This window comes from Acinetobacter sp. YH12064 (genome assembly GCF_013419735.1).
Taxonomy (GTDB): domain Bacteria; phylum Pseudomonadota; class Gammaproteobacteria; order Pseudomonadales; family Moraxellaceae; genus Acinetobacter; species Acinetobacter amyesii.
This window is the reverse complement of sequence record NZ_VOZP01000004.1, coordinates 75,645-102,041: the sequence shown is the minus strand read 5'-3', so window position 1 is coordinate 102,041 and position 26,397 is coordinate 75,645. Positions and strand designations below refer to the sequence as shown.

Here is a 26,397-nt window from a genome sequence, read left to right as displayed (position 1 = left end):
AGAGGTGGGACATGTCATATTTACTACAAATGCCGATGAAGTTTGAATGCGGTCATTGCCATCAAATGTATCTGCATACTTATCAATATACAGATCATCACTGCCCTGAGTGTTCAACCTGTCGAGATCAAGGACTGCTCATGGGTGTGGCTGAATGGGATGATTTACTACAACACCCGATCGTTTTTGCTAAAAATTATCTTAGACAGACATGGCATATGCTAAGCAAACCACACTCATGATCCCTGCAATCAAACCAAAGACGGTTGCGCCTCTCAATTTTTCTTTAAAGATGATGAGGCCCGCAACCACACCTAAAACCACGACCAAAATATTCATTCCAGCAAACACGATTGCAGGTGTGTCTTTAAGCAACATGTGGGCTTTCACATACAGTGCGATATTGGCAAAGTTCAAGAGACCTAAGCCCAATCCAGCGAGGATATTTTTGGTCTGCCCCAAACTGCCGTGCTGTACGATGTTATAAATGCTCGAAAGTAAAAATGCACAAATAAACACCAAATTTAAAGTCACCGCAAACTGCATGCCCAAACCTGAAGCAAATTTTAATAGCACATCAATCAGTGCATAGCCTGCCCAAACGCTCAATAAAAATAAAATACCCTGCTTTCCATCAATGCTTCCCTTTCGCTGTGAAAATAAAATCAGCAATACCGCAAGTACACCAAGTGCGATACCAATGAGCTTAATGGCATTAAAATATTCACTGAAAATAAAATAGGCTGCGCTAAGAGAAAGCACAACAGATAAGCGCTGAGCCAATTCGGTTTTTAAAATACCCGCTGTTTGCAGTGAGCGTGCTAAGCAATAAAAAATCGTCGGCAGTAATACACCCAAAGCCGCAATTAAAACCCACGGCGTTTTATTAATCGAAATATGAGCTAGATCCGGCTTAAACCATAGAAAACATAAAATACTCGCAGATGCATAATTCCATGTGATCATTTGTGCAGGGTTAAAACCCCGATCACGACATAGTTTTAGAATTACTGAAACGAGAACACTGCAAATCGCGGCAGCAAAGATCAATTCCATGACACGCTCTTATTCTTGAGTTGTATTTAAAGCAATTTTTCTAAGTTCAAATCAAAGAAAAGCCCACTTAATTGTGGGCTTTTCTTCAAAAATAATCTATCTCAAGACAAATTATTTATAGTGACTCACCATTTTCTCTAAAGAAATTGGACGAATCTTGTCAGCATTACCCGCTGTACCAAATGCTTCATAACGATCGATACAAATTTGTTTCATTGCATCAACAGTTGCAGAGAAGAATTTACGTGGGTCAAATTCAGCTGGTTTTTCAGCCATCATACGGCGCATAGCACCTGTAGAAGCAAGACGTAAGTCAGTATCGATATTAATTTTACGAACACCGTGTTTGATTGCGTCTACAAGTTGTTCTACTGGAACACCATAAGTTTCGCCGATGTTACCGCCGAATTCATTAATTACAGCTAACCATTCTTGTGGCACAGAGCTTGAACCGTGCATTACAAGATGCGTATTTGGTAACGCAGCGTGAATTTCTTTAATACGGTCAATCGCTAAGATGTCACCTGTAGGTGGGCGAGTAAATTTGTACGCACCGTGTGAAGTACCCACTGCAATTGCAAGTGCATCAACATTGGTATCAGCTACAAATGAACGCGCTTCTTCAACTGAAGTTAAAAGCTGAGAATGATCAAGTACGCCTTCAGCGCCTACACCATCTTCTTCACCAGCCATACCAGTTTCAAGGCTACCTAAACAACCGATTTCGCCTTCTACTGAAACGCCACACGCATGTGCCATTTGAACAGTACGACGAGTCACGTCTACGTTGTATTCGTATGAAGTTGGCGTTTTACCGTCTTCACCTAAAGAACCGTCCATCATCACTGATGAGAAGCCAAGTTGAATAGAACGTTGACATACATCAGGGCTAGTACCATGGTCTTGGTGCATAACCACAGGAATATGTGGCCATTCTTCGATTGCTGCCAAAATCAAATGACGCAAGAACGGAGCGCCTGCATACTTACGTGCACCCGCAGATGCTTGTACAATTACAGGTGAATTTGTTGCATCTGCCGCAAGCATAATTGCACGCATTTGTTCTAAGTTGTTTACGTTGAATGCTGGTACGCCGTAAGCATGTTCGCCGGCGTGATCCAAGAGCTGGCGCAATGAAATAAGAGCCATAATATCCTCCCAGGTAATGCCGCATATTCTACATGCTCAATCATTTCAATTCAGCAACAAATAACACTATTTAAAAAAAAATCCCTGCATTTGCAGGGACTTTTTAAATAAAGACAACAATCTTAGTGAGCTGCTGCTGCTGAAGCGGCTGTTTCAGCGTCAGCTGTTGCTTCGTCTGCAGGTGCATTTGCAATTTCAGCAGGAACATCTTGGTTCTTTTCATCCAATACTGGCTTATCAAGTTCATCAATGGCTTTTTGTTGTTCTGGCGTTGTTTGAGCATTGTCTACGGCAACAGCAGATGCTTCTGATTCCGTTGGTGCAGACTCTTTTTTAGCACAAGCTGTCAAAGTTAATGGTGCGATTAAAAGTACAGCAAGTGCAAGTTTTAAGTTCATCGTTGTTTCCTACTACTGCGAATTAGGTGTTGCGATGAATTTTATTGCAGAAATATTGCACTTTGATGACGGCAAAATGAATGGACCATAAAAAAAGGCTGACCGAAGCCAACCTTTTTTAATACTGTATTATCTTATTGATAATACTAAATTAAGCACGGTCAAGAAGCGCTGCTACAGCAGGAAGTGTTTTACCTTCGACGAATTCAAGGAAGGCACCACCACCAGTCGAGATGTAACCAATTTTGTCTGCAACTTCATATTTATCAATTGCAGCAAGCGTGTCACCACCACCCGCGATCGAGAAGCCTTCAGATTCTGCAATCGCTAAAGACAATGCTTTTGTACCTTCGCCGAATTGATCAACTTCAAACACACCTACTGGACCATTCCATAGAATAGTTTTTGAAGTTTTCAAAATCTCAGCAAATGCTTTTGCAGTTTCAGGGCCTACATCCAAAATCATGTCGTTGTTTGTTACATCTTCAACTTTTTTCACAACAGCTTTTGCTGCAGCTAATGAACCAAGGAAGTCTGCAAAATCAATTTCAGCAGCATCAGCAACAACAACATCTGTTGGAAGTGGTACAGATACTTTTGCAGCAATGGCTTTTGCTGTATCGATCAAGTCATTTTCACAAAGTGATTTACCAACATTGAAGCCTGCAGCAGCTAAGAATGTATTGGCAATACCACCACCCACGATCAATTGATCACAGATGTCAGATAGTGAAGTTAATACATCTAATTTAGTAGAAACTTTTGAGCCTGCAACAATCGCAACCATTGGTTTTGCAGGAGTTTTAAGTGCACGGCCTAGTGCATCAAGCTCAGCAGCAAGTAAAGGACCTGCAGCAGCCACTTTTGCACAACGTGCTACGCCTTCAGTCGATGCTTCTGCGCGGTGAGCCGTACCAAATGCATCCATAACGTAAACATCACAAAGTGCTGCATATTTAGCAGATAATTCAGGATTGTTTTTCTTTTCACCTACGTTGAAACGGCAGTTTTCAAGTAAAACCACTTGACCTGGCACAACGTCAACACCATCCAAATAGTCAGTGATCAATTGAACATCTTGACCCAAAGCTTCTGTTAAATAAGCGGCTACAGGTGCTAGAGACTGTTCTGCTTTAGGCTCACCTTCAACAGGACGACCTAAGTGTGAATACACCATTACAGCAGCACCTTTTTCTAAAGCTGCTTTAATTGTTGGCAACGCCGCACGTAAACGTGCATCGCTTGTAATCACGCCATTTTTAACTGGTACGTTAAGATCTTCACGGATCAGAACACGTTTACCCGCCAAATCTAGGTCAGTCATACGCTGAAAGTTCATGCATTACTCTCTTTTATTGATATCAAAACGCGACGATTTTAAATGATTATGCAGAAAAACGTTAGCTTCTTTTGCAGAAAAGCTATGTCGAGCCAAAGTTTTGTTATGATAGCGAAAAGCCTTATAAAGATTCAGCGCTTATGTCGATTCATCCAGACCCAAATATTAATCGTTTAAATGTTTTAGGCGAACCCTTGGCAAGCTGTTGTTTTGATCCGATTACCGGATATTTTAGAAATGGCTTTTGCCATACAGCAACAACAGACCTTGGTCAGCATACGATGTGTGCACAAATGACATCTGAATTTTTAAACTTTTCCCAAAAAGTTGGCAATGACCTAATCACACCCTTACCCGAAGTTGGTTTTCCAGGACTACAACCTGGTGACTTCTGGTGTATCTGTGTGACTCGCTGGGTGGAAGCGTATCAAGAAGGATTTGCCCCACCTATTAAAATACAAGCGTGTCACCAAGCGGTGCTGTCTTATGTACCGCTTGATGTACTTATGGAATATGCAGTGTAATGAGTACTTCCAAAATCATTTTGGCTTCTAGCAGCCAAACCCGTAAAGACCTGATGGACCGTTTACGGATTGATTACCTCTCAATCGTACCAGATATAGACGAAACACCTCGTGGTGAGAACCACGCTGATGAGTTAGCAAAGCGGCTGGCATTTGAAAAAGCTTCAGCAATTGCAAACCAACACCCAGACGCGATTGTGATTGGTTCTGACCAAGTCGCATGGCGCGAAGGCGCACCAGATATTTTTATCGGTAAACCGCTTTGCGATGAAAAAGCCATTAAGCAGCTTCAAGCCAATTCTGACAAAATCGTTTATTTCAGTACGGCACTCAGTGTCCAACAAAAATCGACAGGTTTTGAACAAACCCTTGTCGAGCACTATAAAGTGAAATTTCGCAAACTGAGCTTGCCTGAAATTGAACGTTATGTTCAGGTTGAACAACCGTTACACTGCGCTGGCAGTTTTAAATGTGAAAGTTTAGGGATTAGCTTATTTGAAGAAATGATCGGGCAAGACCAAACTACACTCATGGGTATGCCGATGATTAAACTCTGCAATATTTTGCGTGAATTAAAAATTTTAGTGCCTTAATTTTCAACTTCTCATAAAAAAACCGAGCTAAAGTGCTCGGTTTTATCTTTTTTAATTGCTTTCTATCATCTTAAAATTATAATAAATTTTTAGGGAAATATTAAAATCCTTATCACGACACATTCTGTCGCCACTCTAATAAAAGTGATTGTTAATAGAACGTATAAAGAATAATATTTTCCTATAACATTGTTATGAATAGGGTATTTTATAAAAATGATAAATGAAAAGAAACATGCCTACATTTGGACTAGAGAACATTCTCCTGAAAGATTATTTAATTTAGAAAAGATTAGATCTTCTTGGTCTATTTTATTTGGTGAAAAAAAAGTTGGACATTTTCAGCCTATTCAATATCTACCTAATCCAACAGCAAAAAATAGTAACCACTTTGATATTGTAATTGAGGGGGATAAAACGAAGGTCTATTTAAGAGTATTCACCACTAAGGAATGGTTTATTAGAGAAGTTTATAATAAAGCAACTGAACTAACACGAATACGCTATCCCGATTATGATGCACATCACTTTATTGATGGAGATAGAGTTGGAGAAAGACGTATCGTTTTTCATTCTGAACGTCATGGGCTAAGTCGAAACCATCTTCGTTATGCTTTGTTCGATATTACTGAAAAATCTAAACCCGAAATCACAGTGACTGAATTCTGTCGTAAGACTGTTCGAGCATCAACTAGCACATCAAAATCTCAGATGGATTATATTGTTGTCCTTGATGTAGATGAAATTAATCATGAAATCGTCTATAAAGTTGAAGAATGGATAAAAAATAACAATTTTCCTACTTTATCAGAGAAGCCTTTAAATTTCAGTTGGGATGAAATCAAAAGCTATTTTACAGAATTGTCTGAACCAGAGTTGGTTTATCTCAATTGGGCGGAGGCTGAGCATTCTTTAAGTGTTCACGATAAAGCCCTATTTAAAGCAGTTAATCAACTTGATATCACGATGGTTAATCAGGCACTGAACGATGGAGCAAATCTAAATAGGTTTTGCTCTGAACAATCGATCTTGAGCTGTCTTATTTCAGCATGGAATGACTATATTACTTTTCCTGATCATCATAATACCAACTCAATTTCTCTCAGTCATGTGAAAGAAATGATGCAATTACTATTAGATAAGGGTGTTCATCCTGATTTACATCACCCTGACGGGGCTAATGCTTTAACAGATACAGTACTTGCTCAACAGCCAGAATTAGCTGAAATACTATTAGAATATGGAGCAGATTCGTCTATCAGTTTATATACGGATATGGGAATGGCGCCTGAGCCATCTGCTTGGTCTTTTGCACAAATAGATGGATTCAATATAGACGTTGAGCTGGGTGCACGTGAAGTATTCTATGCAATGGTACGTCATCGTAGTACTCCTGCTTTCACTCAAGAAGTTGAGGATCGAGATCGACGAGATTCCATGCTCTCAGATGAAGAACGCTCTTGGTGGAAAGCTTAGAGATTTGATAGAAACCTAACAGTTCGTATTTCGTATAAGAAATTTAGGTTAAATGCGTGCTAAAAATAGCTCCGATCTGAGCTGTTTATTCACCAATTAAAATATCCAATGTATCAAAAACAATCATGCCCACTAGTTGAAATAATCTACTAAACGGCTCTCTTTCAATAAAACTCAAGTTTTTAAAACAGCATTACTTGCAGAGTTCATATAGTTCAAGGGACAATATATCCATTGAAATTGTATGTATTTAGCTATGGCTCATTCTCTTGACATCCTCGGCGGTATCAGCGCTGAACAATTCCTTGCCGAATATTGGCAGAAAAAACCATTATTGGTTCGAAATGCACTCCCTGAAATTGCCCATATACTAGAACCCAAAGACATTCTTGAATTGGCTTTAGAAGATAACGTCACTGCACGTCTCATCAAACAAAAAGATCGTGATCCTAACCAATGGACAGTAAAATCTTCTCCACTACTTAAAGCCGATTTTCAAAAAATGCCGAAACTGTGGACTTTATTGGTTCAAGCTGTCGATCATTATTCTTTTGACCTAGCCGAGCTTTGGAAGCAGTTTTCATTTATTCCGCAATGGCGTCGTGATGACATCATGGTGTCGTATGCACAAAAAGGCGGCTCTGTCGGACAACATTTTGATTTTTACGATGTCTTCCTCGTACAAGGCTATGGTCATCGCCGTTGGCAATTGGGTCAGATGTGTGATGCAGATACTTCATTTGTAGAAGGTCAACCACTTCGGTTACTGCCAGAAATGGATGTACATTTTGATGAAGTGCTTGCTCCCGGCGACTTACTTTATGTGCCACCAGGCCTATCACACTATGGCGTAGCTGAAGATGAATGTCTGACCTATTCATTTGGCTTCCGCATGCCAAATGTCACTGAAATGATGGATCGAGTGACAGACAAATTCACAGACAATCCTCTACTTAAAAATCCATTAACTGACATTTTACGTGACCAAATCAGTGCGATTGGCCAAGTGACTGAAAATGAACTTGAGTATTTAAAAGAAAAGTTATTTGAACAATTGCAAAATTCAACCGTACTTGAAGATGCAATCATGAGCTTAATGTCAGAACCTAAATATCCTGACAATATTCCTGAAGCCGAAGAAATCGGCACTGGTGATCTTGAAGAGGCCTTAGATCAAGGCTATCAACTCATGTTAGAACCGGCTTCACGCTTACTATATACAGAGCAAGACGGTGATATTTTGTTTTGGGCAAATGGCGAAGGAATCTGTATCTCAGACGAATTTGCAGTGCATTTAAAAACCATTGCCGATGGCCAAAGTCTAGCGCTAGACGAATCTTTATATGATGCTGATATCTTAGAGGATATTGCCATGCTATTAAATGAATCTGTGCTGATGCTCGTCCCAACGGAAGCTGAATAAACTCAATAAAAAGGGAGCGTCATGCTCCCTTTTTATACTGCTGAATAGCATTATTTTCGCTTTCTACGATTTAAAAAATCTTCGACTTGATCGGCTTTTTTTTCCACGATGACGTGATAAACCCATACTATCAACAACACAAATCCAATAAACCACAGATAGCGCATTACACCGTATTGACTACCTTTGCCTTGCCAAATTTGTAATTCAATACTTTGAAACTCCACATTCCTCGACTCAAATAAACTTAGTTGACTGGTCATACTATTTGGATCATTGGCAGCATTGACTGAAAAAGGCGCACCGTCCATAACAAAAGTAAATTCTTGTCCTGCATCCAATGTTTCTAATCGTTCAACCTGATCAATACCTGCACCCATTTGCATAAGATTGCTTGAGGTTTGTTGAATAGCGGCATTGTAGTTATCAATTTGAAATTTTACAGATACCTCACCACTGGTCATTGCCCTACCTCTGACCAACAAGACTGCACGATATGGGTTTTGGCTCGATGTCGCCGTGTAATACACTGCAAATTTTTTAGTGTTTAATGTATTTGTATCGCTTTGATTTTCAATGAGTAATTTTTGAATTTCTTCAGTACTTAACACCGCATGCTGGAACAAAATCTGCCCATACTCACCTGGTTTAGGCGCATGATCCTGCGAACCACAAGCTGCTATAAAAGTGACACAGCAGAAGAATGCAATGCGCTTTAGATGACTTAATATCGAATTGATCATCATTTTTATTATTTCAACATATTATTTTACGCAGCTGATTTTAAATTAATTTCTGTTTGAATAATGGTACAGCCTTGCTGAGAATGAATTTTGAAATTCCCACCTATCCGCTCCACACGCATTTTCATACTTCTCATACCGATACTCATGCCATGATTTGAAACACTCTCAACATCAAAACCGACGCCATCATCTTCAATAGTTAATAACAATGCGCCATTCTCGAATTGTGACAGCGTCACATTGACATGATTTGCTTGGCTATGTTTCACAATATTGGTCAGACTTTCTTCAATCACTCGTATTAAAGTTAGGCACTGAATTGCCGTTGGTTTGATCGCCCACTGCGAAGGAATGCACCATTTGGCATTCATTTCCACTTCATCCATTAACTGGCTAAAGCGATGTCGAACAGGTGCAATCCAGAGCAAGGGTGAATCTGGCACCTTACTGTCCAAAGATGATCCACTATCAATAATTTGCCTTAAATCATCGCGCAATAATTTCAACATCGACAAGAACTGTCTGTTTGGAATATTACTTTCACACTGATCAACCAAGATCATCGAGCGCACAATGGATGCGCCCAGACCATCATGCAGATCATGCGATAATTTAATCCGTTCCTGCAGGCGTACATTACTCAGTTCAAGCTGATGTTTATCATTCAAGCTACTACATAGTTCATCACTGACTTTCTGAACTTCAAATGCCAGATCATCATTATATTTTTCAATTTTCTGTATATTTCGATTGAGTCTCGCCCCCAAGATCACCACTATAAATAAGGTTATAATCGGTGAAGTAAAGGGTGATAAAGGTGTAAAATTTTCTTTTGGAAAGAGTACCAAGACCGTGATGTCAGCTATGACTATCACAATTATCGCAGTCAAACAGATTGCTAATAAAATATAGTCCCCTCTTCGTTCTTTGAAACTAATTCTACACAGATAGAGGTAAGTGATAAAAAAGAATGCACAATATAAAAAGAAAATAAGGCTCGAAATATCTGCATTTTGTTCAAATGGCCAGATACACACTACACCAATCAGTGCAGCAGTCAACATAGTAAATGACAGTTCTATTCGTGGAAACTTACGCCCAAGAAAGCGCAAGATATAGATACTAAAGCACTGAAAGTACAGCATTACAAATATCAGATTAGCTTTGGCAGAAAAAACCGAATCTGGGTATGGAAAGGTTTCAGTAGTCAGAGCATTACTGAGAAATAAAATCCACAACACTGTTGAAAGCGCAAACCAGCCAAAACTGGTATCACGAGGACGCATCAACCAAATAATAAAGCAAATTAGACCCAAGACCCCAGAAAGAAAAATATTTAACTGTAATATGGTCCGACGTGTAAACGTTGTTTTTTCAGCTTGCTCAACCGTTGCCATTACATTGTTAAATACTACTGGGCCCAAGCCAGCATTTAAACTCGAGTAACCATACACATAGATCAAAGTTTCATTATGATCATGTTTGATTCCACTTATCGGTAAAATCCAATAGCGCGCAACATTCCAACTTTTAGAAATCGGTTCTTGAAGATTTTTATTGGTCCACAGCAAGTCGCCATTCAGAAAGACTGAACCCGTATTAATGATATAATCAATATATAGTACGATGGGTTCTGCCAAACGGGCATTATTTTTACAGTACCAAGACCAGTCTAGTTTATACCAAGCACCACCTTGATAACCTTCCCAGTCTTTATCTTCTTTCCAACGATCAGGTAATTGTGTGGTTTTCCATCCCGTTCTGAGTAATTCTTGATTGGATGGTGTTTTCACCCGTGAAATGCTATTCACAGTTACATTACATTGATCATTTACAGGGAAAACTTGCTCTGCATGACTCAAGGTCCCCCATACTAAACAGAGGATAAATAATAAAAAATATCCTCCTTTACGCATTATAAAATACCCATAGATCTTGCTGTACTCACGGCTTTTGTTCGTTTCGTTACGGCTAGTTTTCGGTAAATATGTTTAATATGGCTTTCTACGGTATAGCGCGATACAAAAAGCTGTTCAGCAATCTCACGATTACTCAAACCTTGAGCAACCAAACATAAAATTTCTTTTTCACGACTGGTCAGCAGGTTTAAGTCTGCTTCATCGGCGACTGTTTGTTCTGGACTTGGTGCTTCAGCTTCAGATATTTGTTTGAGGATTTCTCGTGCAATAAATGGGTCAATCGGCGCCCCACCACGTAAAATACTCCGAATAGATAAAAGTACTTCAGCATCATCACGTTCTTTTAATACATAGCCTGTTGCGCCTGCTTTAATCGCAGCAAATAAGCTTTCTTGTGTACTCCATGCAGAGACAACCAAGATCATGGTATTACTTTCGAGGGAACGTATTTTTTCAATAATTTCGATACCACTACCATCAGGCAAACCTAAGTCAACTAAGGCTAAGGATATCGGTTGGGTCTCTACGGCTTGAATAGATTCTTTAACATTTTTGGTGAAGATAAGCTCTTCACGCTTGTAACCCAGCTCCGTCAAAATTTGACGTAAACGTAATTGAATAATTTCCTCATCTTCAACGACAAGCACCGGTACGGGTAGTATGACTTCTTGTGGTGACATGATTTACTTCCCCCGAAAAATGAAATGTCTTTTACATTAACGAGTTTAATCCTTTTAGGATATCCCTGTAATTAAGTAAATTTCTTATTTTTAACAATTTATTCTAATTCAATTTGCGTAATTATGATGCATTTTTCTTCTAATTTTAGACCCACTTATCATTACAACATGTGTATAGCCATCAGTCTGACTATACACAGCACTTAGCTTAAACTTAAGTGAGATTAGCTCAAATATTGCTTTTTCAGATATTGCACAATTTTTTCAGATTCAAAAAGTTCTACACCAGTATTAGGATCTTTCAAGTATGGTACTTGAATATTGTTCCCCATGATTTTTAACACTTGTTCACGCTTACCACCTTTTAGAGGTACATATTTACCAGGTTTTAAGCGCATTATCGCTAATCCCTGATCTTGCCAACGCTCCTTAGCCACATTATGAAAAGTATATGCCAGCTCCATTTCAGACAATGCGCTACGTACGATGCGTGTATACGGACTCGCTTCAAAGCCCCATAGTTCTAAGAGTTGACTTGGAGCATCACGATGGATAACTTTACGCTGCACCCACACGCCTTGAGCCCCATTAATTAAGGTTCCAACATAAGCAACATACGGAATTTTAGGATAACTGGCATATTTCTTAGGAGTCTGACCTGTTTTGCCATAATGTTTAAATAAATGATGAATAATTTGCTGAGATTCGTACAAACGATCCCCAGTATTGTCATCCACCAAGAAAGGGAATTGCTGTTTTCCACCCAATTTTTGCACGTCTAAACGGTACTTTTTAGCCCCTTTGGGACATGGGTAGACCTCATAATCCAAATTGAGTGTGGTTAGTACTTCTCGTACACGACGACAATAGGGAGACCCTTCAAATTCGTACAGTTTAAGGGCTTTTTCAGGTTGTTTCGGATAAGGCGTCCCATTTGTACCTCGTCCGCCTTCTGCTACGCCTGAGAGCAACGCTTGCGCCACTTTTAATTGATGCAACAACATACTTTTTCCTTTCTTTTTTTATTTGGTATTTTTATACAACAGCCGAGAGTCCTCAGCTGATGTTTGTATTTTCTTTTTCACATTTATATCGTCGTGTATGAGCAAGAATTACGCTTTCATTCCACGACTAAAAATTCAAATACGCTTATAAAGCAACCAATTGCTCTTTTGAAACAACGATGCCGTTATTATCAGCATAGATAAAATCACCAGACTGAATGTTTACACCACCAAAACTTAATGGAATATCTGTTTCACCCACGCCTTTGCGGTTACTTTTTTGTGGAATCGCAGCCAAAGCATGCACACCTAAATCAAGTTCTGCAATCGCATCAACATCACGCACGCAGCCGTAAATAATGACACCATTCCAATGATTGTTGACTGCAGATTCAGCAATCATATCACCCATCAAGGCACAGCGCATCGACGCACCACCATCCACAACCAATACTTTACCCGTACCATCGGTTGCCAATAATTCTTTAACACGAGAGTTATCTTCAAAACATTTGACCGTCACCACCTGACCGCCAAAACTTTTTCGTGCACCATAACTTTGAAAGAATTTACCATCCATTGATGGGATCACCACTTGTAATTCTTTATCTGGATGATCATCAAGTAAATCACAAGTGACGAATGGAACTGTAGACACGGTATTTCCCTCATTTAATTGTTAGTATGCGTAAATTATCATAAATCTCGAACTTTTCAGTCTGAGTTTGTGCCGCCTCGACCATAGTATGAGCCACTTGCTGTGCTGTCACTGGCTTAAACTTGAAACGGTCAGGTACAAAATGCGAAAAGCGCATATAGAGCTTCTGTGTCGCATCCTCTAAATGTCGAGATTCATTACGCTCACCAAGTAACAGCGAAGGCTTTAATATCGAAAGTTGATTTAACTTTAAGGTTTTTAAATAATATTCCAATTCCCCTTTGACTCGGTTATAAAAAAATGCGGAATTGGCGTCAGCGCCCATAGCACTGACAATAATCAATTGTGTATCTGTATATTCTAATAATTCAGCAAAATGCGCATTGATGCTAAAATCAATTTGATAAAAATTATCTTTAGACCCTGCTTTTTTAATGGTCGAGCCTAAACAACTAAAGGCATGACTATAATCTCTCACATCATCCTGAGTCAGAGAAAGAAAGTCACTGATCACCATTTGTTGAACTTTTGCCAGTCCATTCAGTTCATGGTCACGCTGACGTACCACAGCCGTAATATTCTTACATCTTGCATTTTGACTGAGCTGACGAACCAATTCCCGCCCGACCAATCCTGTTGCTCCGATGACAATCGCATTCTCTATACTTTTAGTCATTTTTCATACAATCTCAATCACTTTAGACTAATCTAACGTTTTCTTTAAAATTTTTCTGCATCTAAAATGTTGTCAAAGCATGTCAAGACTTGACTTAAGCGCTTAGTTTAATCACAATATGGCACTTGTTTACGGGCTGGTGATAGTTCTTCTGATGTTGGTTTTCAGATGTAATTTCAGCCCGCCCAGACCAATCTATTTCAAGGAGTGCACGAGTGGCAAACTCTGCTCAAGCAAAAAAACGTGCTCGTCAAAACGTTAAAGCACGTCAACACAACGCAAGCTTACGTTCTATGGTTCGTACTTATCTTAAACGCACAGTAGCTGCCATTGCTGCTGGTGATTATGCTGTCGCTACAGAAGCTTACAAAAAAGCTGTTCCTGTTATCGATCGTATGGCTGATAAAGGCATCATCCATAAAAACAAAGCTGCTCGTCATAAGAGCCGTTTAAATGCACAAGTTAAAGCTTTAGCTAACTAATTTGTTGCGATGAAAAAAGCCCTTTTTAGGGCTTTTTTTGTGCCTATTGATTTTTAAAAGCAAAAAAATAAGGTCCTTATTGGACCTTATTTTTCTATCTACAGATTATTTATTAATCAGCTTCATATTCGTCGCTGATAAATATGTCCATAATAAGTTTTGGCTTGCTGTCAAATTTGTCCAACGTTGATTGCCACCGTTGGTACAGCTATATCGAATTAAATCCGCACGGTTATTTTGCAAACGTCCCGTATTTAAATCCATACATTGACCACTTTGACGAATCGTTGTAGTCACAGGGTCCATGGTCCAAATTTGATTGGTTTGGTTTAACATGCAGCGTTCTAGCGTCACTTTAGCTGAACCACCGTTGCCTGTTATGCATTGATCGGGATTTGACTTACTGTGTATACGACCAATGGCATCATATACCCACTGTTCAGTTTCATCTGCAGTGCATCCGCTTGGGCCACTGATGTATAAATTTAATGCTCCATCAGTTAAGGTTTCAGATTTCAAACAGTTGTTACCATTTTTGATCAATGTCGCCTGCTCGAACAAACCTTCCTGAGATACTGAAAGCTTTGTCATAAATGCGTCGAGTGCGCTTTGCGCCTCAGGTACTTGATTGGTTAGGTCTTGAGCATACACATTCATCCATCGATTTAGTCGGTATGCGGTGTTTTGTTGCGATTCATAACGGGTTAATTGCTGACGCGCCACACTATTCATCAATGACTTGTCATTTTTATATGACTCATACAGCATTTTTTCAGTTGGATTTAGTGCAACAACAGCATTTACAGCTTGCGCCTCCAAAGCACTTTCTAATTGAGGAAGTTCGATAGCACGCAATGCACTATAACCATGCTGACGTCCAATTTTGACGGCCGGCTTGATCGCTGTGCTGTAGACTGGAATATCAATATTTGCTAATAACTTGGCTTCTTCACCTGCTTTTTTACAATATAAATTGACCTTCTGTGGTTGATCTGCCAAAGCTAAATTGACATGCAATTTATTGGCATTACTACCTAGTCGTACAGGTGCTAAAGCAATATTGTTGACTTTATTCGTGTATTGCACATTCAACCAACATGCCGCTTGATCCAAAGCGGTATTGGCGGCATTTAAGTCATACACATTACCCCAGTTTGAGCGTGCAGCAGGATACAACAAACCAACTTGATTGACTGGATCATAGCCCCCTAAAATGGTAATTACGGGCTGACCAAAGACCCGTGGTCGTGGATAATTTTGATCTGCGCTATACCAAACCGGAGCCGTAGAATTTGGCATCTTCGGTTGAGCGACTTCCATTTCACGAGTGGTTTTATTCCACTTTTTGTAGCCGGTAGGTGATGTTTCATCCCAGACATAACGGTCAAAGTGTGGTTGAATTTTCAGGAATGTGCTGTAACCCGTATAGTGTGTGTAGCGTGATACATTACTATCAGGATACCCGCCGGACATGGCATCTTTTCCGTACGGAAACAAATTTTTAAAATTTGGGATACCATTCGCTCCATCCCACTTCCATGTCGCCGTCCATGATAGATTTCCGCGCATCATATTGCGATTGGCAATATAACCCCATCCACTGTCCGCATGATGTGCAGCCCAAAATAGATTGTCACCTACCTGACCAGGGTAATGTCCTAAACCATAGTGATGGCCAATTTCATGGCTAAATTCATTCCCTACAGAATCATAAAGCGTGAGCATGCCATTACCACCACTCAGTCCATGAGTATGCACACCATTGGCATAGTTCCCCTTCGTATGATGGACAACTACTGTTTGGGTTAATTGTGGCTGACTTTGATTGGCCATAGATGCACTGGTAATACCCCAGTTAGCAAGGTTTATACCAACACTAAAGGTTGATTTACCGACATCTTCACGCATGTCTCCTGCATAAACACCACCATCTCCGGCACTTTTACTGTCATAAATAACACCTGAAGATACCATTGCACGTGTTAACTGAATATCATTATATTGTGCAACCGTCATTTCTGCTGCAGGAATGGTTTGGAAATAATCTGTGCCCGCTTTTTCAGGCTCTAGTAGCATATAGTGGCCGGTAGAATTTGGCTTATCTGCCAACATACCAACACGGATATTATTTAAAACCAATTCCCCTGGTGCAGCAAAATCGATTTTATCCTCAGCCAATTCACCGCTGGCTTTATTTGCATCGATAAATTTTAATCTTAGACCGGGTTTAACTTCATCCCAATTGAGTTTCGTGGTCCACGCGCGTTTACTGTACCCAACATCTGGACGACCTCTTTGCCCACTCTGATCTGAAACAGGCATCTGCGTTGGATCATCCAATGTCGCAGTGCGCACTAAGCGATTGTTTTGATAGATTTCCACTTTGAGTTGCTTGATGTTTTGCATATCAAGTGTTGGCGTCACGATAAGCAGCGCTTCTTTTTCACTGGTTAACCGTGGCATTTTCTTGGCTTCGTTCGCATTCGGATCGACGACATGACTTTGACCAAATTGAACTTGCGCTGAAAAGTTGCCGACTAAATCATTTCGTATTTCACGAACAGCATCATTTGCATCGTAGTCATAAAAGCCAATACTGGTATCATCGACTATGTCTTGAGTCGGTTCTGGATAATTTGCAGTTGATGCAGAACCACTTGAACTATCACCACCGCCTCCACCACCACAAGCAACTAACATTAATGACACAATACAAATTGATAATTTGTTATATGAAAAATCTATCACACTTTTCACTACTATTCCCCAATTAGCCACAAAAGAATCCAATAAAGAGACTTACATAAAATATATAAATCAATAATTTACAACAAATTTAATGCTATTTTCTTTTTTTTAATCATTCAATTGCCGTGTTTTGTCACTTATTAACAATTCAAATAAAATCTAAATATTTTGTATTGGTAGAATCATTATTAATGTGACAGGTACTTCACTTTTCAACTAAAATTAAGATGTAGACCTGTTAATACAATCGTATATTCCCGACAGAAATTGTCAGGATATTTTTAGAAACTTTGTAAATAAAATTTTAAGAAATGGTTTAATCCCATATATTTTTTATGGTATTTTAATTTTCATCCTAGGCAGCCATTGCTGTACAAATGAAAAGAGGGATGAAAATGTCAATTAACCAATTTTTGCCATCATTAGAAAAATTTGCAGAAGCAGAACATCAATATATTGAATATTTTACAGCGAAAGGTGAAAAAGACACTTTAGGTAAAGTCATTTCAAATATGAAATCGACCGCTGAGATTCAAGCCTCTCAAGGCGTAGACTCATGGTTAGCATATGGTGTGTACTTACCAGCTGTAGAACGTATTTTTGCACTGCATCAAGGGGAAACAGAAGCTGAATTTTTTGAACGCACACAATATCCAGTTGAAATCGTACAAGCGTATAGCATTAAGGATCATGACATTGCGACATTGATTGCCGCTGAAAAATACAGTCGAATCCACCAACAACATCTCCCTGTCAATACTAGTCGCTGGCCTTATAGTGACGACGGTTCAAGTATTGATTTAAATCAATACCCTGCACGAATTAAAGCCAATATTTAATCTTTTATTTAATGAAATACTGAAACAGATAAAAAAGGCATCCGCACATGGATGCCTTTTATAAATTTTTTATTATTAGCAAAATTTCTTAAAGTTGCTGTTCAGCTTGCTGAAATTCACGAATATTTAATTCATTTAGTTCACCACGCCAAATCCATTTCAGTTTAGATTCAAGGAATACATCTCCTTCAAACCAAACAAATAAACCTTCCATCATTTTCGGCCAGTCTTCGCGTGTCACGATATTTTTACCTGAAATAATGGCAAGAATCGCAGCCAAAATTGTGTCATGACTCACCGCTAGACTCAGGCCATAATCATTGGTTGGATGAGTGTTGTAAATCAACTCCAATACATCTACCACCCCATGAATAGGCTGTTTCATCCCCGGCAAAGCATTATTTACGAAACTATTGATAAAACCTAAAGCACCTTGCTTTTGAAAGTATGGTCCTGCTTTTTTAATATCGAGCACAAAACTTCCCGGCTCGACCAATAATCCTTGTTCAATGATTTCTATATGGTGGGTATTTGGCTCAATCGTGACATTATCTGCACCTTGAATCATCAATGCTGCCGTATCCACACAGCGCTGAATTGGACTCGAAATACAGTGCTGAATAACACGATCGGTATTTTCAACCAAATAGCTGCCCCACGCTTCGGCTAAATCACGTCCTTGATGGGTCAGTTGCAAGTCATAACCAGCCAACCCCTGTCCTTGTACAACTTCACGAATGGAATGACGTGTAAACAAAGTTACAGGCGTCTTTTCATCCGGCAATAAGTCTATTGCTTTCAGCATACTCGGTGGGAGCAAATCTAGGGCCATAATTGACAGTTCTTAAATGCAGGAGATTTAACGGAGTGTGCAGACACTATAGCATGAACCCGATTTAGCTCAAGTTTTGTCAGGCATGTTTGCCAAAGCATTTAAGGCCAATTCTTTCATTTCGGCATTTTTAAATGCAATAAATCCACCATTTAATAAAGTCGTGCGTTGGTTATATAGAAATGCGCGACCTTTAAAATCAATCAATCCACCACCAATACGCTCGATTAAACATTGTCCAGCACTAGTATCCCATTCACAGGTAGGATGAAAACGCGGGTAAATATCCACTCGATCTTCTAACATCATACAAAACTTATATGCACTACCAGCATGGTATGCCTGATAAGGACTAAGTTTTTCTAAAGCGTCTAGATAGTGCTTATAAATCGGCTTATTTTTAGCACTTTGACTCAAGCCAACGTGTACGACATTCTCTACAGAGGTTTGAACATATTCATACCATGTGGTTGACTGGCTATCATATTTCAGCGGCAGTCCCTCAAAGGGACAAATATATACGCTGTATTCCCCGGGGATCGCCAATATGGCAAAGGTAGTATTAGCACCCTCAACCAGACTCAGATTAATGGTAAATTCAGGTCTTTTATGTAAAAACTCTTTGGTACCATCCAAAGGATCAAGCAGCCAAAATTTTTGCCATTGCATACGTTCAGACTTGTCACCTTCTTCTGACAATACAGGCAAGTTAGAAACTTTGGATAATGCTTGAGTAATATAGCTATTTGCACGATAGTCAGCTTGCGTTACCGGTGAATCATCACTTTTACGTTCAACATCAAAATCTGCACCTGAGCAATAACGCCGATATTCTTCTCGCAAAATTTCGCAAGCTTGTGTCACAATGGGAACCAACTGCAAAATCAGTGGGTCTTGCGGTGCTGTTGTTGTTTTAAACATAGAATACCTTTATATGCCAAATTACTCAGAAAAGCCGACGATCATTTTCGATATGGACGGATAGCTCAATAAACCATTAATTTAAAATATTTATTTATAAAAAATACTCTAAAATAAGTTTTTATGTACACAATCTTGTACACATTTAATTATCTGCTCTGATTAAGTATAAGCAAAAAGTACTAATTTAATACTTTGAAATTATATAATCTAACTATTACTAATAAAGTGGTAGCAACACATGATCGTCATGAAGAAAAATAAAAAGCCCTCATTTGAGGGCTTTTTAATTGAATACTACTATTAAAGAATATTTGTTTTCATTTATTTCTAAAATACCCGATGCATCCCTCTATAAATTCTGCATTCACATTCATCTCAAGATCATCTTTTTCATCGTCACATTGATCAGCAGATTTAAGTTGATTATAACGTGCATAGCGATATCCAAAATACTGCTCAGTTCCATCTTTATATCCCCCAAGTACTTCAGGACGCATTTGATATTGGAAATAGATAAATGCAGCCACACCTAACACTGCCAATGCTGAACTCATTAATTTGAATTGCTTTGAAATCATTTTTTATTCTTTTGGGTTATTATTTGTGCAAGGATGATAATTAAAATGAAAGGAGAAGTCTATGTGCTCAAACTTTGAAGCGATAAAGCGTGACCGGGCTTTTCTATTAAATCTACCAGAGCCATCTCAACTTGAATTCCATGATGAGATCTTCCCTACTTATAACTCACCTTTAGTTTTTAGCAATAAGGGTAATATTGAATGGCGCAGTGCGAAGTTTGGCATGATCCCTAAATGGGCCAAAGAGCTTAAATACGGCCGACATACATATAATGCTAGAACTGAGACCGTTGCTGAAAAGCCGAGTTTCAAGAACGCTTGGCATAAAAATCAGTTTGCCTTAATTCCAGTCGAAACTATATATGAGCCAAAGTATATCAACGGGAAACCGCACTGGTACGGCATAGCACGAGAAGATGGTATGCCTTTTACTGTGGCCGCAATATATGAAAGTGCAATGATCGATGGTGAGCAGGTTCGCTCAATGAGCATGCTCACGATCAATGCAGATAAGCATCCTTTCATGAAACAGTTTCATGCCCCACAGGATGAAAAGCGCAGCATTATCGTTATACCTGAAGAATATAGAGAAGATTGGCTGAATACTAACTTTGAAGAAGCTCATGAATTTTTCTTTGAAATGCCAGATGAGTTTGTAACTTTTCCTAAAAACCGTTTATCTGAAACCAAGCCGCAGCGCGACTTATTCTGACTTCTTATTGATTTTACTTAATTTTATAAATTTGAAATCTACCTGAGCAATTATTAAAATCTTGATATCTGTAACACTTATCAAGTTTATTATGTCTGAGATCATATCACATGGGGGCTTTAGAGTTGGCTCTGGGAGAAAAAAGTTAGAGTCAACGAAAGTTATTCGTGTGCCAGAGTCCCGTATTTTAGAGATCAAAAACTTTCTCAGCAAACCTAAAAATGAAGTAGAAATTTCAAATATTCGTCAAATTGACCCAATTACACATCTTGAAATTCCACTTGCACTTGAGCGCGTTCAAGCTGGTTTCCCATCCCCAGCTCAAGATTATATCGACCGAAAAGTCGACTTGAATGAGCACCTTATTAAGAATGCAGACGCAACATTTATAGTTAAAGTTGATTCGCTTTCCATGCTTAATGTTGGAATTGACATTAATGATGAATTGATTGTCGATCGTAGTCGTGAACCGCAACATCGAGATATTGTCATTGCTGTTGTTGATAATGAATTTACTGTTAAAAGATTAATTAAAGATGCATTAGGGTGCTGGCTTAAAGCCGAAAATCCCGATTATAAAGACATCCACCCTATGGATGGTCAAACTTTTGAGGTTTGGGGTGTTGTGACATCAGTAATTAAGAAGTTCAAATGAGTGCTCAGGATAGAATTATTGCGCTCATTGACATCAATAATTGCTATGTAAGTTGTGAGCGTTTATTCCAACCTAAACTTAGAAACCGCCCTGTCATCGTGCTTTCTAATAATGATGGGTGTGCCGTAGCGCGCTCTCAAGAAGCTAAAGATCTCGGTATTAAAATGGGTGTTCCCCTTTTTAAGATTAAAGACATTGTTGAACAGCATAACGTGCAGGTCCTTTCTAGCAATTACGCTGTATATGCGGAAATGAGTCGACGTTTCGTAAATACAATTAAATGCTTCGTCTCTGAAAAAGATGTCGAACAATATTCTATCGATGAAACATTTGCTGATCTCACGTCGTACGTGAATCAAGATGTGAATGAGATTGCTCAAAATATTAAAGATACTTTATGGAAATGGCTTGCCCTACCAGTATGTGTTGGAATTGGTCGATCTAAGACTGAAGCAAAAATGGCAAACCATGTAGCAAAGAAAAATAAGCACTTCAATGGGATTTGCAATTTCGTTGAAATGGATCCATGCATTAAAGAATACGTACTTAATGATATTGATGTGTCGGAAGTTTGGGGCGTGGGAAGAAAGCATTCCAAGAAACTTGAAGCAATGGGCATTAAATCTGTTTTGGATCTAGCGCTTTCAAATCCTCAATATATTGAACAACAGTTTTCAGTTGTGATGAAAAGGACTGTTCTTGAATTAACTGGTACCGCATGTATCGAATTGGAACAGACACAACCAAGCAAAAAGCAAATTATTAGCTCCAAATCTTTTGGCCAACGTGTAACTGATTTGGATTCTTTGAAAGAAGCCATGAGTGCTTATTTACAATCTGCAGTTAAAAGACTGCGTGAAGATGGAAGTCTTTGTGGATGCGTCATTGCTTTTGCGCAATCAAATCCTTTTGATAAGGAGCGCCCTTTTTATAATAAGTCCGTAAGTATTGGATTTGCCGAGCCTACAGATTCAGCTGCAGTCATGATAAAAGCGGTAATGAAGCGGATCAATGAGATATATAAAGAAGGAATTGAATTTAAGAAATGTGGCGTGATATTAACGGGTATTGAGCCTAAAGCCTCTTACATTCATGACTTGCTGGCAGATTTGGATGCCATTGAAGTGGATGAAAAACTGCAGTCATCTTTAGAAGATGTGAAGGAAAAATTTGGAGATAAAATTCTTGCGATTGGACCATGTATGTTGCCAAACCGCAGATGGTCAATGAGTCGTAATCGATTGACACAGAACTATTTTTCTGTGGAGGGGATGTTAAAAATAAATTAAGTATAATAAATAAGTCAATATATGTTAAAGCTAAAATAGCTATAACATTCAATATAGTATTAATTTTTTATATTAAAACATCGACCCAGTTATAATAATCTAAATCAATATTTATCAAACACATCAATAACTTACAATTATAAAAGATATTGACTTATTATTTTATTTAGAATAATTTCATATATTAAATTATCACTCAATCTCAAAAAAAATGGAGAACAACATGCATAAAATCATTTTAGCTCTATTGTTATCAACATTAGTTTTAACTGCTTGCTCGAAAGAAAGTGTTGGAGAGTACGTAAAGAAAAATCACTCGATGACTGATTCAAAAGAAAGTGAATAATAAGCCCTCAGCCCGGAGACCGAGGGCTCTTAGTTAACACACTGCACACATACAGTGATATGAACTTTCGTTGAAATCGTATGAGCTGTGCACCCAGAAAGAAGAGTGCACAGCAATAAAATTTTAATTCCGGTTTTCATATTCAATTAAAACCTTGGCTACAGCTTTTGCTGCAAGCCAATAGCGCACCTGAAATGCTGCCAATTCAACTTCATTTGAAATAAAACCAAGTTCTACAATTAAACCGCCAGCATTCACGTATGCCAAGCGACCACGTGCAGATTTACTTTGATCAATCCAACCATTATCACCACGTAAGCGACCGCCTAGTGCATCTGCTACAGCTTTGGATAAGTCTTGAGCCAACTTCTTGTCTTTTGGTAAAGCAATCGTTTCAATCCCATTGGCCTGTTTTGATGCCGCAGCATTCATGTGGAATTCAACCGCAACACTTGAGCCCTGAATCAACTTTACCGCAGCGGACAATGGGTCATTCTTGGTACCTGTTCCATCGGTCTTGACCTGCAATCCAGCTTCACGCAAATAATGAGTCACTGCATTTCGGAATTGTCTCACTAACTCAGCTTCTTTGTATTTGCCATCGACTGCACCCGGATCCGAGTTGCTATGCCCTGCTGTAATTGTTACAAATTGATTTACATCGTGTAGTTCAGGCTGCTTTTTCAGACGTGCAAGCACTGTGGCCACACCAATAAAGAGACCTACCCACTCTGCAATGTTTTCAGGAATCTTGTTTTTTAGTTCCTGTGGAATAACATTCCAGACATTTAAAAACTGCTCTGAGAATAAAATCAGGGCATAAAAAAAGGCGCTTAATGCGCCCACTTGTACTGACTTGAGTTTCCAAGCCTGTTTCCAATTATCGATTAGTTTCATTTACCACCTCTGTTTTACACTCGTTGTTTAATTTTCGCTTTGTAAGCTCGTGAATTTCTTTTTCGCGCTGATTTCGTTGCCATGAGAAATAAACATTAATGAGTAAGCCCAACACGGCAACGCCTATACCTACCCACCCCATCCAATCAATGCCCATAAAAAAACCGGCGAAGCTTGCTGCTCCTCCGGTCACTGTTGCTTTTGAACCCAAAGCTGCAGCTGATGTTTCTGCCACCGCTGCTGTCGTTTCGGACATGTCGTCCCCCCTAATTTTTGGCAATAAAAAAGCACCTTTCGGTGCCATTGTTTCAATGATTCAGACTTCAATCTGACTGTGTTGACCTGATGGAGCTGGCCGTAAGATTTGTTGATTTGAAATGAATACACGTTGCCCAATGTTGTAGGCTGTCCCGCTTGTGCAAAGCACTGGTCCAGATCCTCCATTCACTTGAACACGATATTCAGGATGACTTGCAGAAATGATTGTTCCAATTAATTCTGAATGAGTTGGATTCAACAGTTTACGAAGTTCAAATAATGGATTACTCACGATGTATGCGCTCCACTTTGATGGATTCAGTCACTTTGCCATGACTAAACGAACCACTCACAGAATCAACAACGCCCCACCACTGTCCGTGGAATGCCACGATTTTACCCGGCAGCATTTCTCCAATTTCTTGAGAGACCGGTAAACCTGACAAGGTGTGGAATTCTTGAATATTGGCTTTGATTAACTCCATCTTGCCAAAGCTTGCACCCGACACGACATCAAACATTGGGCTAGTCGCGGCTTCAAGCGGAATATCACCTGCAGTGTTACGCTGCTTCACAGTCAAACTATTACCACTTCGGCTATTCACGACATTAATGGCATTGTAGGCAGCGATGTAATCCTTGTTCTGCTCAATGGTTTGTTGAATCACGATACTTGGCGCTATCAGAATATCGTAGTCGTCCACAGTCATCGCATCCCAATAGCCCTTTTTATAACGAGGCAGGATTGAAAGCGTATTACCTGATTTTTGGCTATAGATGAAACCTCCGCCAGCTTCGACCACTTGTTTAATCACGTCCATTGGTGCCAGTTCTGCATAGCTCAGACTCTCAACCGGTACGATCCAACCAACGTCATCAATCAACTTCCAGTCCAGCTCGGTACCAGATTGTGATCGATCAATTTCTGCTTGGACGAGCTGTACAGACGTTCGCTCATTATCTTGAATAAATGATCGTTTTGCTGCGTAATCCGCTGCATTGAGTGCTGTTACACTTCGACCATCATAGGTATAAGATTTATTCGCAAACTTAATCGTTTCTGTTTCAGTCTCAAGTAACACATGATGTTCAAAGCCATTGATCATTAATTTTAAAATCACCGGTTGGTCATTTAGCGGTTGTAGTTTTTCTTTCTCCGTATGTGCCACGGTAATTGAATATGACCAACACCACGTACTACGGCTACAGTTATAAGTGCCGTTAATGACTTTAATCGGCTCACCATTATCTAAGCGTTCTGCACTTAAATTATTCACGATATACCACCAGTTTTTCTTCTGTAGGGCCGGAATACAATCATCCGCACCAAAATTTAAAATGACATTGTGAGCATCAACTTCAGTACATAAACAAATGAAGTTGAGGTTTCCATGACCCACATATTCAGGTGTTTCTGGCTTTGGCCAAGGTTGAATCGGATGCTTGCGATAATGTATGGATTTGGCTTTATCCCAAGGCAATTCTGACTTGGTGATAATCTCTAAGCCTTTATCCCATTCAAATGAAAAGCGCTTATCGAATTGCTCAGCGACTTCATGTGAATAGGTGAATTGCTTGCGCCTGCGAATCATTTCTTGCCATTTTGATGCGCGATTGTGACGAAGCTTGATCGTGTCTTGGTGAACAGAGCGTTGATGAATAAACCGCTTATCGCCTTCTTCCCACACCATATAAGCATCAGAGCTTAGACCAGTAGCTTTCTCATGTAGTATTCGTACAGCTTTGCTCAGTAATGTCGCCTCATTAAATTCAACATTTGAAATGCTTGAGACCACTAAACTCTTATCAAAAAAAAGAGCCTCATTTGAGACTCTTAATATTGGTTTTGACCACGGTATTTCCACCACGCTTAAGCTTGCAACAGCCTTTTCGAACTGTGCGCTCAGGTTTATTGAAATACCTAAAATATGATTAATATCAAATGTGCCTTGAGCGCTGAAAAGCAGTGCTGTGTTGACAGGAATGTTTGCTGATCCACGCACATCAATAGGAGGCTCAACTGTACCAACAGCACTGACTTGAAATGCTAAATCGATACTAATGTTGGCGTAATTAAAACCGTCTTCAGCACCAAAATTTAAAACCAAATTGTGAGAATCAATTGACTTTAGCTCTTGGTTAAAATTTAAAACAACATTAAAAGCATCTGGTGGCGTGTAGTCAGACATTTACCAC

The 26,397-nt window shown here is 39.3% G+C and carries 29 protein-coding genes; 11 read left to right on the top strand and 18 right to left on the bottom strand.

The features are described from left to right. Positions 1-11: 11 nt before the first annotated feature. Entirely contained in the window at positions 12-242 is a 231-nt protein-coding gene (locus FTU13_RS05315) for a hypothetical protein (RefSeq protein WP_257226748.1), read from the top strand. On the opposite strand, the gene FTU13_RS05310 is transcribed toward FTU13_RS05315, so the two are convergent. The 4 genes from FTU13_RS05310 to FTU13_RS05295 form a co-directional block, all read right to left on the bottom strand. After that, positions 202-1,056 carry an EamA family transporter gene (locus FTU13_RS05310; protein WP_180128123.1) on the bottom strand — a complete coding sequence of 285 codons (855 nt, stop codon included), beginning with the start codon at positions 1,054-1,056 and terminating at the stop codon, positions 202-204. The genes FTU13_RS05315 and FTU13_RS05310 overlap by 41 nt on opposite strands. A gap of 111 nt (positions 1,057-1,167) precedes the next feature. Then, positions 1,168-2,205 (bottom strand): class II fructose-bisphosphate aldolase, encoded by a 1,038-nt coding sequence (gene fba, locus FTU13_RS05305; protein ID WP_078188695.1) that lies wholly within the window; start codon positions 2,203-2,205, stop codon positions 1,168-1,170. Positions 2,206-2,327: 122 nt separating this feature from the next. Next, positions 2,328-2,603, bottom strand: a complete 276-nt coding sequence (locus FTU13_RS05300) for a hypothetical protein (RefSeq protein WP_078193510.1) — start codon at positions 2,601-2,603, stop codon at positions 2,328-2,330. Positions 2,604-2,754: 151 nt separating this feature from the next. Continuing rightward, positions 2,755-3,942: a phosphoglycerate kinase gene (locus FTU13_RS05295; RefSeq protein ID WP_180128125.1), complete on the bottom strand. Its 1,188-nt coding sequence runs from the start codon at positions 3,940-3,942 to the stop codon at positions 2,755-2,757. 140 nt (positions 3,943-4,082) lie between these two features. Between FTU13_RS05295 and FTU13_RS05290 the strand changes: the two genes are divergently transcribed. The 4 genes from FTU13_RS05290 (at position 4,083) to FTU13_RS05275 (ending at position 7,958) form a co-directional block, all read left to right on the top strand. Next, positions 4,083-4,466, top strand: coding sequence for a DUF2237 family protein (locus tag FTU13_RS05290; RefSeq protein WP_078193708.1), 384 nt, complete (start codon positions 4,083-4,085; stop codon positions 4,464-4,466). Next, the gene (locus FTU13_RS05285; RefSeq protein WP_078193512.1) at positions 4,466-5,059 is read left to right on the top strand and encodes a nucleoside triphosphate pyrophosphatase; all 594 of its coding nucleotides are present in this window, start codon (positions 4,466-4,468) and stop codon (positions 5,057-5,059) included. Before FTU13_RS05290 ends, FTU13_RS05285 begins: the two co-directional genes overlap by 1 nt. Positions 5,060-5,275: 216 nt before the next feature. Next, entirely contained in the window at positions 5,276-6,535 is a 1,260-nt protein-coding gene (locus FTU13_RS05280) for a hypothetical protein (protein ID WP_180128127.1), read from the top strand. 256 nt (positions 6,536-6,791) lie between these two features. Continuing rightward, complete coding sequence (locus tag FTU13_RS05275) at positions 6,792-7,958, top strand: cupin domain-containing protein (RefSeq protein ID WP_180106500.1); 1,167 nt, start codon at positions 6,792-6,794, stop codon at positions 7,956-7,958. Positions 7,959-8,008: 50 nt separating this feature from the next. Here the strand turns inward: FTU13_RS05275 and FTU13_RS05270 are convergent, their stop codons facing one another. The 6 genes from FTU13_RS05270 to FTU13_RS05245 all read right to left on the bottom strand — a co-directional run bounded on the left by FTU13_RS05270 (position 8,009) and on the right by FTU13_RS05245 (position 13,641). Continuing rightward, positions 8,009-8,704 carry a hypothetical protein gene (locus FTU13_RS05270; RefSeq protein ID WP_180128128.1) on the bottom strand — a complete coding sequence of 232 codons (696 nt, stop codon included), beginning with the start codon at positions 8,702-8,704 and terminating at the stop codon, positions 8,009-8,011. 23 nt (positions 8,705-8,727) lie between these two features. Continuing rightward, positions 8,728-10,620 carry an ATP-binding protein gene (locus FTU13_RS05265; RefSeq protein ID WP_180128130.1) on the bottom strand — a complete coding sequence of 631 codons (1,893 nt, stop codon included), beginning with the start codon at positions 10,618-10,620 and terminating at the stop codon, positions 8,728-8,730. Beyond that, complete coding sequence (locus FTU13_RS05260) at positions 10,620-11,303, bottom strand: response regulator transcription factor (RefSeq protein WP_078188703.1); 684 nt, start codon at positions 11,301-11,303, stop codon at positions 10,620-10,622. The genes FTU13_RS05265 and FTU13_RS05260 overlap by 1 nt, the downstream gene beginning before the upstream one ends. Before the next feature lie 224 nt (positions 11,304-11,527). Beyond that, a complete protein-coding gene (locus FTU13_RS05255) occupies positions 11,528-12,307 on the bottom strand; it encodes a glutathione S-transferase N-terminal domain-containing protein (RefSeq protein WP_180128132.1) in 780 nt (259 codons plus the stop codon). A 145-nt stretch (positions 12,308-12,452) separates the two neighbouring features. After that, positions 12,453-12,965: a ribonuclease E activity regulator RraA gene (rraA, locus tag FTU13_RS05250; RefSeq protein ID WP_078193517.1), complete on the bottom strand. Its 513-nt coding sequence runs from the start codon at positions 12,963-12,965 to the stop codon at positions 12,453-12,455. A 10-nt stretch (positions 12,966-12,975) separates the two neighbouring features. Continuing rightward, positions 12,976-13,641, bottom strand: coding sequence for an NAD(P)H-binding protein (locus FTU13_RS05245; protein WP_180128134.1), 666 nt, complete (start codon positions 13,639-13,641; stop codon positions 12,976-12,978). Between the two features lie 215 nt (positions 13,642-13,856). On the opposite strand from FTU13_RS05245, the gene rpsT reads away from it, so the two are divergent. Continuing rightward, on the top strand, positions 13,857-14,123 hold the full coding sequence (gene rpsT, locus FTU13_RS05240; RefSeq protein ID WP_078188707.1) for a 30S ribosomal protein S20: 267 nt from the start codon (positions 13,857-13,859) through the stop codon (positions 14,121-14,123). Positions 14,124-14,228: 105 nt separating this feature from the next. Here the strand turns inward: rpsT and FTU13_RS05235 are convergent, their stop codons facing one another. Then, on the bottom strand, positions 14,229-16,823 hold the full coding sequence (locus FTU13_RS05235; RefSeq protein WP_180128136.1) for a M66 family metalloprotease: 2,595 nt from the start codon (positions 16,821-16,823) through the stop codon (positions 14,229-14,231). Between the two features lie 437 nt (positions 16,824-17,260). Here FTU13_RS05235 and FTU13_RS05230 point away from each other — a divergent pair, with 437 nt between their 5' ends. Then, a complete protein-coding gene (locus FTU13_RS05230) occupies positions 17,261-17,710 on the top strand; it encodes a hypothetical protein (protein WP_257227200.1) in 450 nt (149 codons plus the stop codon). Positions 17,711-17,798: 88 nt separating this feature from the next. Here the strand turns inward: FTU13_RS05230 and FTU13_RS05225 are convergent, their stop codons facing one another. From FTU13_RS05225 to FTU13_RS05215, 3 genes are all read right to left on the bottom strand, one after another. Further along, the gene (locus tag FTU13_RS05225; protein WP_078188709.1) at positions 17,799-18,542 is read right to left on the bottom strand and encodes a histidine phosphatase family protein; all 744 of its coding nucleotides are present in this window, start codon (positions 18,540-18,542) and stop codon (positions 17,799-17,801) included. A 69-nt stretch (positions 18,543-18,611) separates the two neighbouring features. Next, a complete protein-coding gene (locus tag FTU13_RS05220; protein ID WP_180128139.1) occupies positions 18,612-19,463 on the bottom strand; it encodes a 3'(2'),5'-bisphosphate nucleotidase CysQ in 852 nt (283 codons plus the stop codon). A gap of 320 nt (positions 19,464-19,783) precedes the next feature. Further along, the gene (locus tag FTU13_RS05215; RefSeq protein WP_180128141.1) at positions 19,784-20,044 is read right to left on the bottom strand and encodes a hypothetical protein; all 261 of its coding nucleotides are present in this window, start codon (positions 20,042-20,044) and stop codon (positions 19,784-19,786) included. A gap of 61 nt (positions 20,045-20,105) precedes the next feature. On the opposite strand from FTU13_RS05215, the gene FTU13_RS05210 reads away from it, so the two are divergent. The 4 genes from FTU13_RS05210 to FTU13_RS17435 all read left to right on the top strand — a co-directional run bounded on the left by FTU13_RS05210 (position 20,106) and on the right by FTU13_RS17435 (position 23,046). Next, complete coding sequence (locus FTU13_RS05210) at positions 20,106-20,756, top strand: SOS response-associated peptidase family protein (RefSeq protein ID WP_180128142.1); 651 nt, start codon at positions 20,106-20,108, stop codon at positions 20,754-20,756. Between the two features lie 91 nt (positions 20,757-20,847). After that, positions 20,848-21,411, top strand: a complete 564-nt coding sequence (locus tag FTU13_RS05205) for a LexA family transcriptional regulator (protein ID WP_180128144.1) — start codon at positions 20,848-20,850, stop codon at positions 21,409-21,411. Next, a complete protein-coding gene (locus FTU13_RS05200) occupies positions 21,408-22,700 on the top strand; it encodes a Y-family DNA polymerase (protein WP_180128146.1) in 1,293 nt (430 codons plus the stop codon). Before FTU13_RS05205 ends, FTU13_RS05200 begins: the two co-directional genes overlap by 4 nt. Positions 22,701-22,923: 223 nt before the next feature. Then, positions 22,924-23,046, top strand: coding sequence for a hypothetical protein (locus FTU13_RS17435; RefSeq protein ID WP_257226750.1), 123 nt, complete (start codon positions 22,924-22,926; stop codon positions 23,044-23,046). 123 nt (positions 23,047-23,169) lie between these two features. Here the strand turns inward: FTU13_RS17435 and FTU13_RS05195 are convergent, their stop codons facing one another. From FTU13_RS05195 to FTU13_RS05180, 4 genes are read right to left on the bottom strand one after another with little or no spacing between them, the layout of a single operon-like run. Continuing rightward, on the bottom strand, positions 23,170-23,943 hold the full coding sequence (locus FTU13_RS05195; protein ID WP_180128147.1) for an N-acetylmuramoyl-L-alanine amidase: 774 nt from the start codon (positions 23,941-23,943) through the stop codon (positions 23,170-23,172). Beyond that, the gene (locus FTU13_RS05190) at positions 23,927-24,199 is read right to left on the bottom strand and encodes a holin (RefSeq protein WP_180115106.1); all 273 of its coding nucleotides are present in this window, start codon (positions 24,197-24,199) and stop codon (positions 23,927-23,929) included. The genes FTU13_RS05195 and FTU13_RS05190 overlap by 17 nt, the downstream gene beginning before the upstream one ends. 60 nt (positions 24,200-24,259) lie before the next feature. Further along, positions 24,260-24,493, bottom strand: coding sequence for a hypothetical protein (locus FTU13_RS05185; RefSeq protein WP_180128149.1), 234 nt, complete (start codon positions 24,491-24,493; stop codon positions 24,260-24,262). Continuing rightward, a complete protein-coding gene (locus FTU13_RS05180; RefSeq protein WP_180128150.1) occupies positions 24,486-26,390 on the bottom strand; it encodes a hypothetical protein in 1,905 nt (634 codons plus the stop codon). Before FTU13_RS05180 ends, FTU13_RS05185 begins: the two co-directional genes overlap by 8 nt. Positions 26,391-26,397: the final 7 nt, after the last annotated feature.

Excerpts from the sequence above, each read along its gene's own strand:
- FTU13_RS05270 (WP_180128128.1), bottom strand. The coding sequence starts at position 8,704 with ATGATGATCAATTCGATATTAAGTCATCTAAAGCGCATTGCATTCTTC.
- FTU13_RS05225 (WP_078188709.1), bottom strand. The coding sequence starts at position 18,542 with ATGGCCCTAGATTTGCTCCCACCGAGTATGCTGAAAGCAATAGACTTA.
- FTU13_RS05235 (WP_180128136.1), bottom strand. The coding sequence starts at position 16,823 with ATGTTAGTTGCTTGTGGTGGTGGAGGCGGTGGTGATAGTTCAAGTGGT.
- FTU13_RS05200 (WP_180128146.1), top strand. The coding sequence starts at position 21,408 with ATGAGTGCTCAGGATAGAATTATTGCGCTCATTGACATCAATAATTGC.
- FTU13_RS05190 (WP_180115106.1), bottom strand. The coding sequence starts at position 24,199 with ATGTCCGAAACGACAGCAGCGGTGGCAGAAACATCAGCTGCAGCTTTG.
- FTU13_RS05230 (WP_257227200.1), top strand. The coding sequence starts at position 17,261 with ATGAAAATGTCAATTAACCAATTTTTGCCATCATTAGAAAAATTTGCA.
- FTU13_RS17435 (WP_257226750.1), top strand. The coding sequence starts at position 22,924 with ATGCATAAAATCATTTTAGCTCTATTGTTATCAACATTAGTTTTAACT.
- fba (WP_078188695.1), bottom strand. The coding sequence starts at position 2,205 with ATGGCTCTTATTTCATTGCGCCAGCTCTTGGATCACGCCGGCGAACAT.
- FTU13_RS05245 (WP_180128134.1), bottom strand. The coding sequence starts at position 13,641 with ATGACTAAAAGTATAGAGAATGCGATTGTCATCGGAGCAACAGGATTG.
- FTU13_RS05205 (WP_180128144.1), top strand. The coding sequence starts at position 20,848 with ATGTCTGAGATCATATCACATGGGGGCTTTAGAGTTGGCTCTGGGAGA.
- FTU13_RS05220 (WP_180128139.1), bottom strand. The coding sequence starts at position 19,463 with ATGTTTAAAACAACAACAGCACCGCAAGACCCACTGATTTTGCAGTTG.
- FTU13_RS05275 (WP_180106500.1), top strand. The coding sequence starts at position 6,792 with ATGGCTCATTCTCTTGACATCCTCGGCGGTATCAGCGCTGAACAATTC.
- FTU13_RS05180 (WP_180128150.1), bottom strand. The coding sequence starts at position 26,390 with ATGTCTGACTACACGCCACCAGATGCTTTTAATGTTGTTTTAAATTTT.
- FTU13_RS05295 (WP_180128125.1), bottom strand. The coding sequence starts at position 3,942 with ATGAACTTTCAGCGTATGACTGACCTAGATTTGGCGGGTAAACGTGTT.
- FTU13_RS05210 (WP_180128142.1), top strand. The coding sequence starts at position 20,106 with ATGTGCTCAAACTTTGAAGCGATAAAGCGTGACCGGGCTTTTCTATTA.
- FTU13_RS05280 (WP_180128127.1), top strand. The coding sequence starts at position 5,276 with ATGATAAATGAAAAGAAACATGCCTACATTTGGACTAGAGAACATTCT.
- FTU13_RS05290 (WP_078193708.1), top strand. The coding sequence starts at position 4,083 with ATGTCGATTCATCCAGACCCAAATATTAATCGTTTAAATGTTTTAGGC.
- FTU13_RS05285 (WP_078193512.1), top strand. The coding sequence starts at position 4,466 with ATGAGTACTTCCAAAATCATTTTGGCTTCTAGCAGCCAAACCCGTAAA.
- FTU13_RS05255 (WP_180128132.1), bottom strand. The coding sequence starts at position 12,307 with ATGTTGTTGCATCAATTAAAAGTGGCGCAAGCGTTGCTCTCAGGCGTA.
- FTU13_RS05195 (WP_180128147.1), bottom strand. The coding sequence starts at position 23,943 with ATGAAACTAATCGATAATTGGAAACAGGCTTGGAAACTCAAGTCAGTA.
- FTU13_RS05300 (WP_078193510.1), bottom strand. The coding sequence starts at position 2,603 with ATGAACTTAAAACTTGCACTTGCTGTACTTTTAATCGCACCATTAACT.
- FTU13_RS05215 (WP_180128141.1), bottom strand. The coding sequence starts at position 20,044 with ATGATTTCAAAGCAATTCAAATTAATGAGTTCAGCATTGGCAGTGTTA.
- FTU13_RS05260 (WP_078188703.1), bottom strand. The coding sequence starts at position 11,303 with ATGTCACCACAAGAAGTCATACTACCCGTACCGGTGCTTGTCGTTGAA.
- FTU13_RS05310 (WP_180128123.1), bottom strand. The coding sequence starts at position 1,056 with ATGGAATTGATCTTTGCTGCCGCGATTTGCAGTGTTCTCGTTTCAGTA.
- FTU13_RS05265 (WP_180128130.1), bottom strand. The coding sequence starts at position 10,620 with ATGCGTAAAGGAGGATATTTTTTATTATTTATCCTCTGTTTAGTATGG.
- FTU13_RS05315 (WP_257226748.1), top strand. The coding sequence starts at position 12 with ATGTCATATTTACTACAAATGCCGATGAAGTTTGAATGCGGTCATTGC.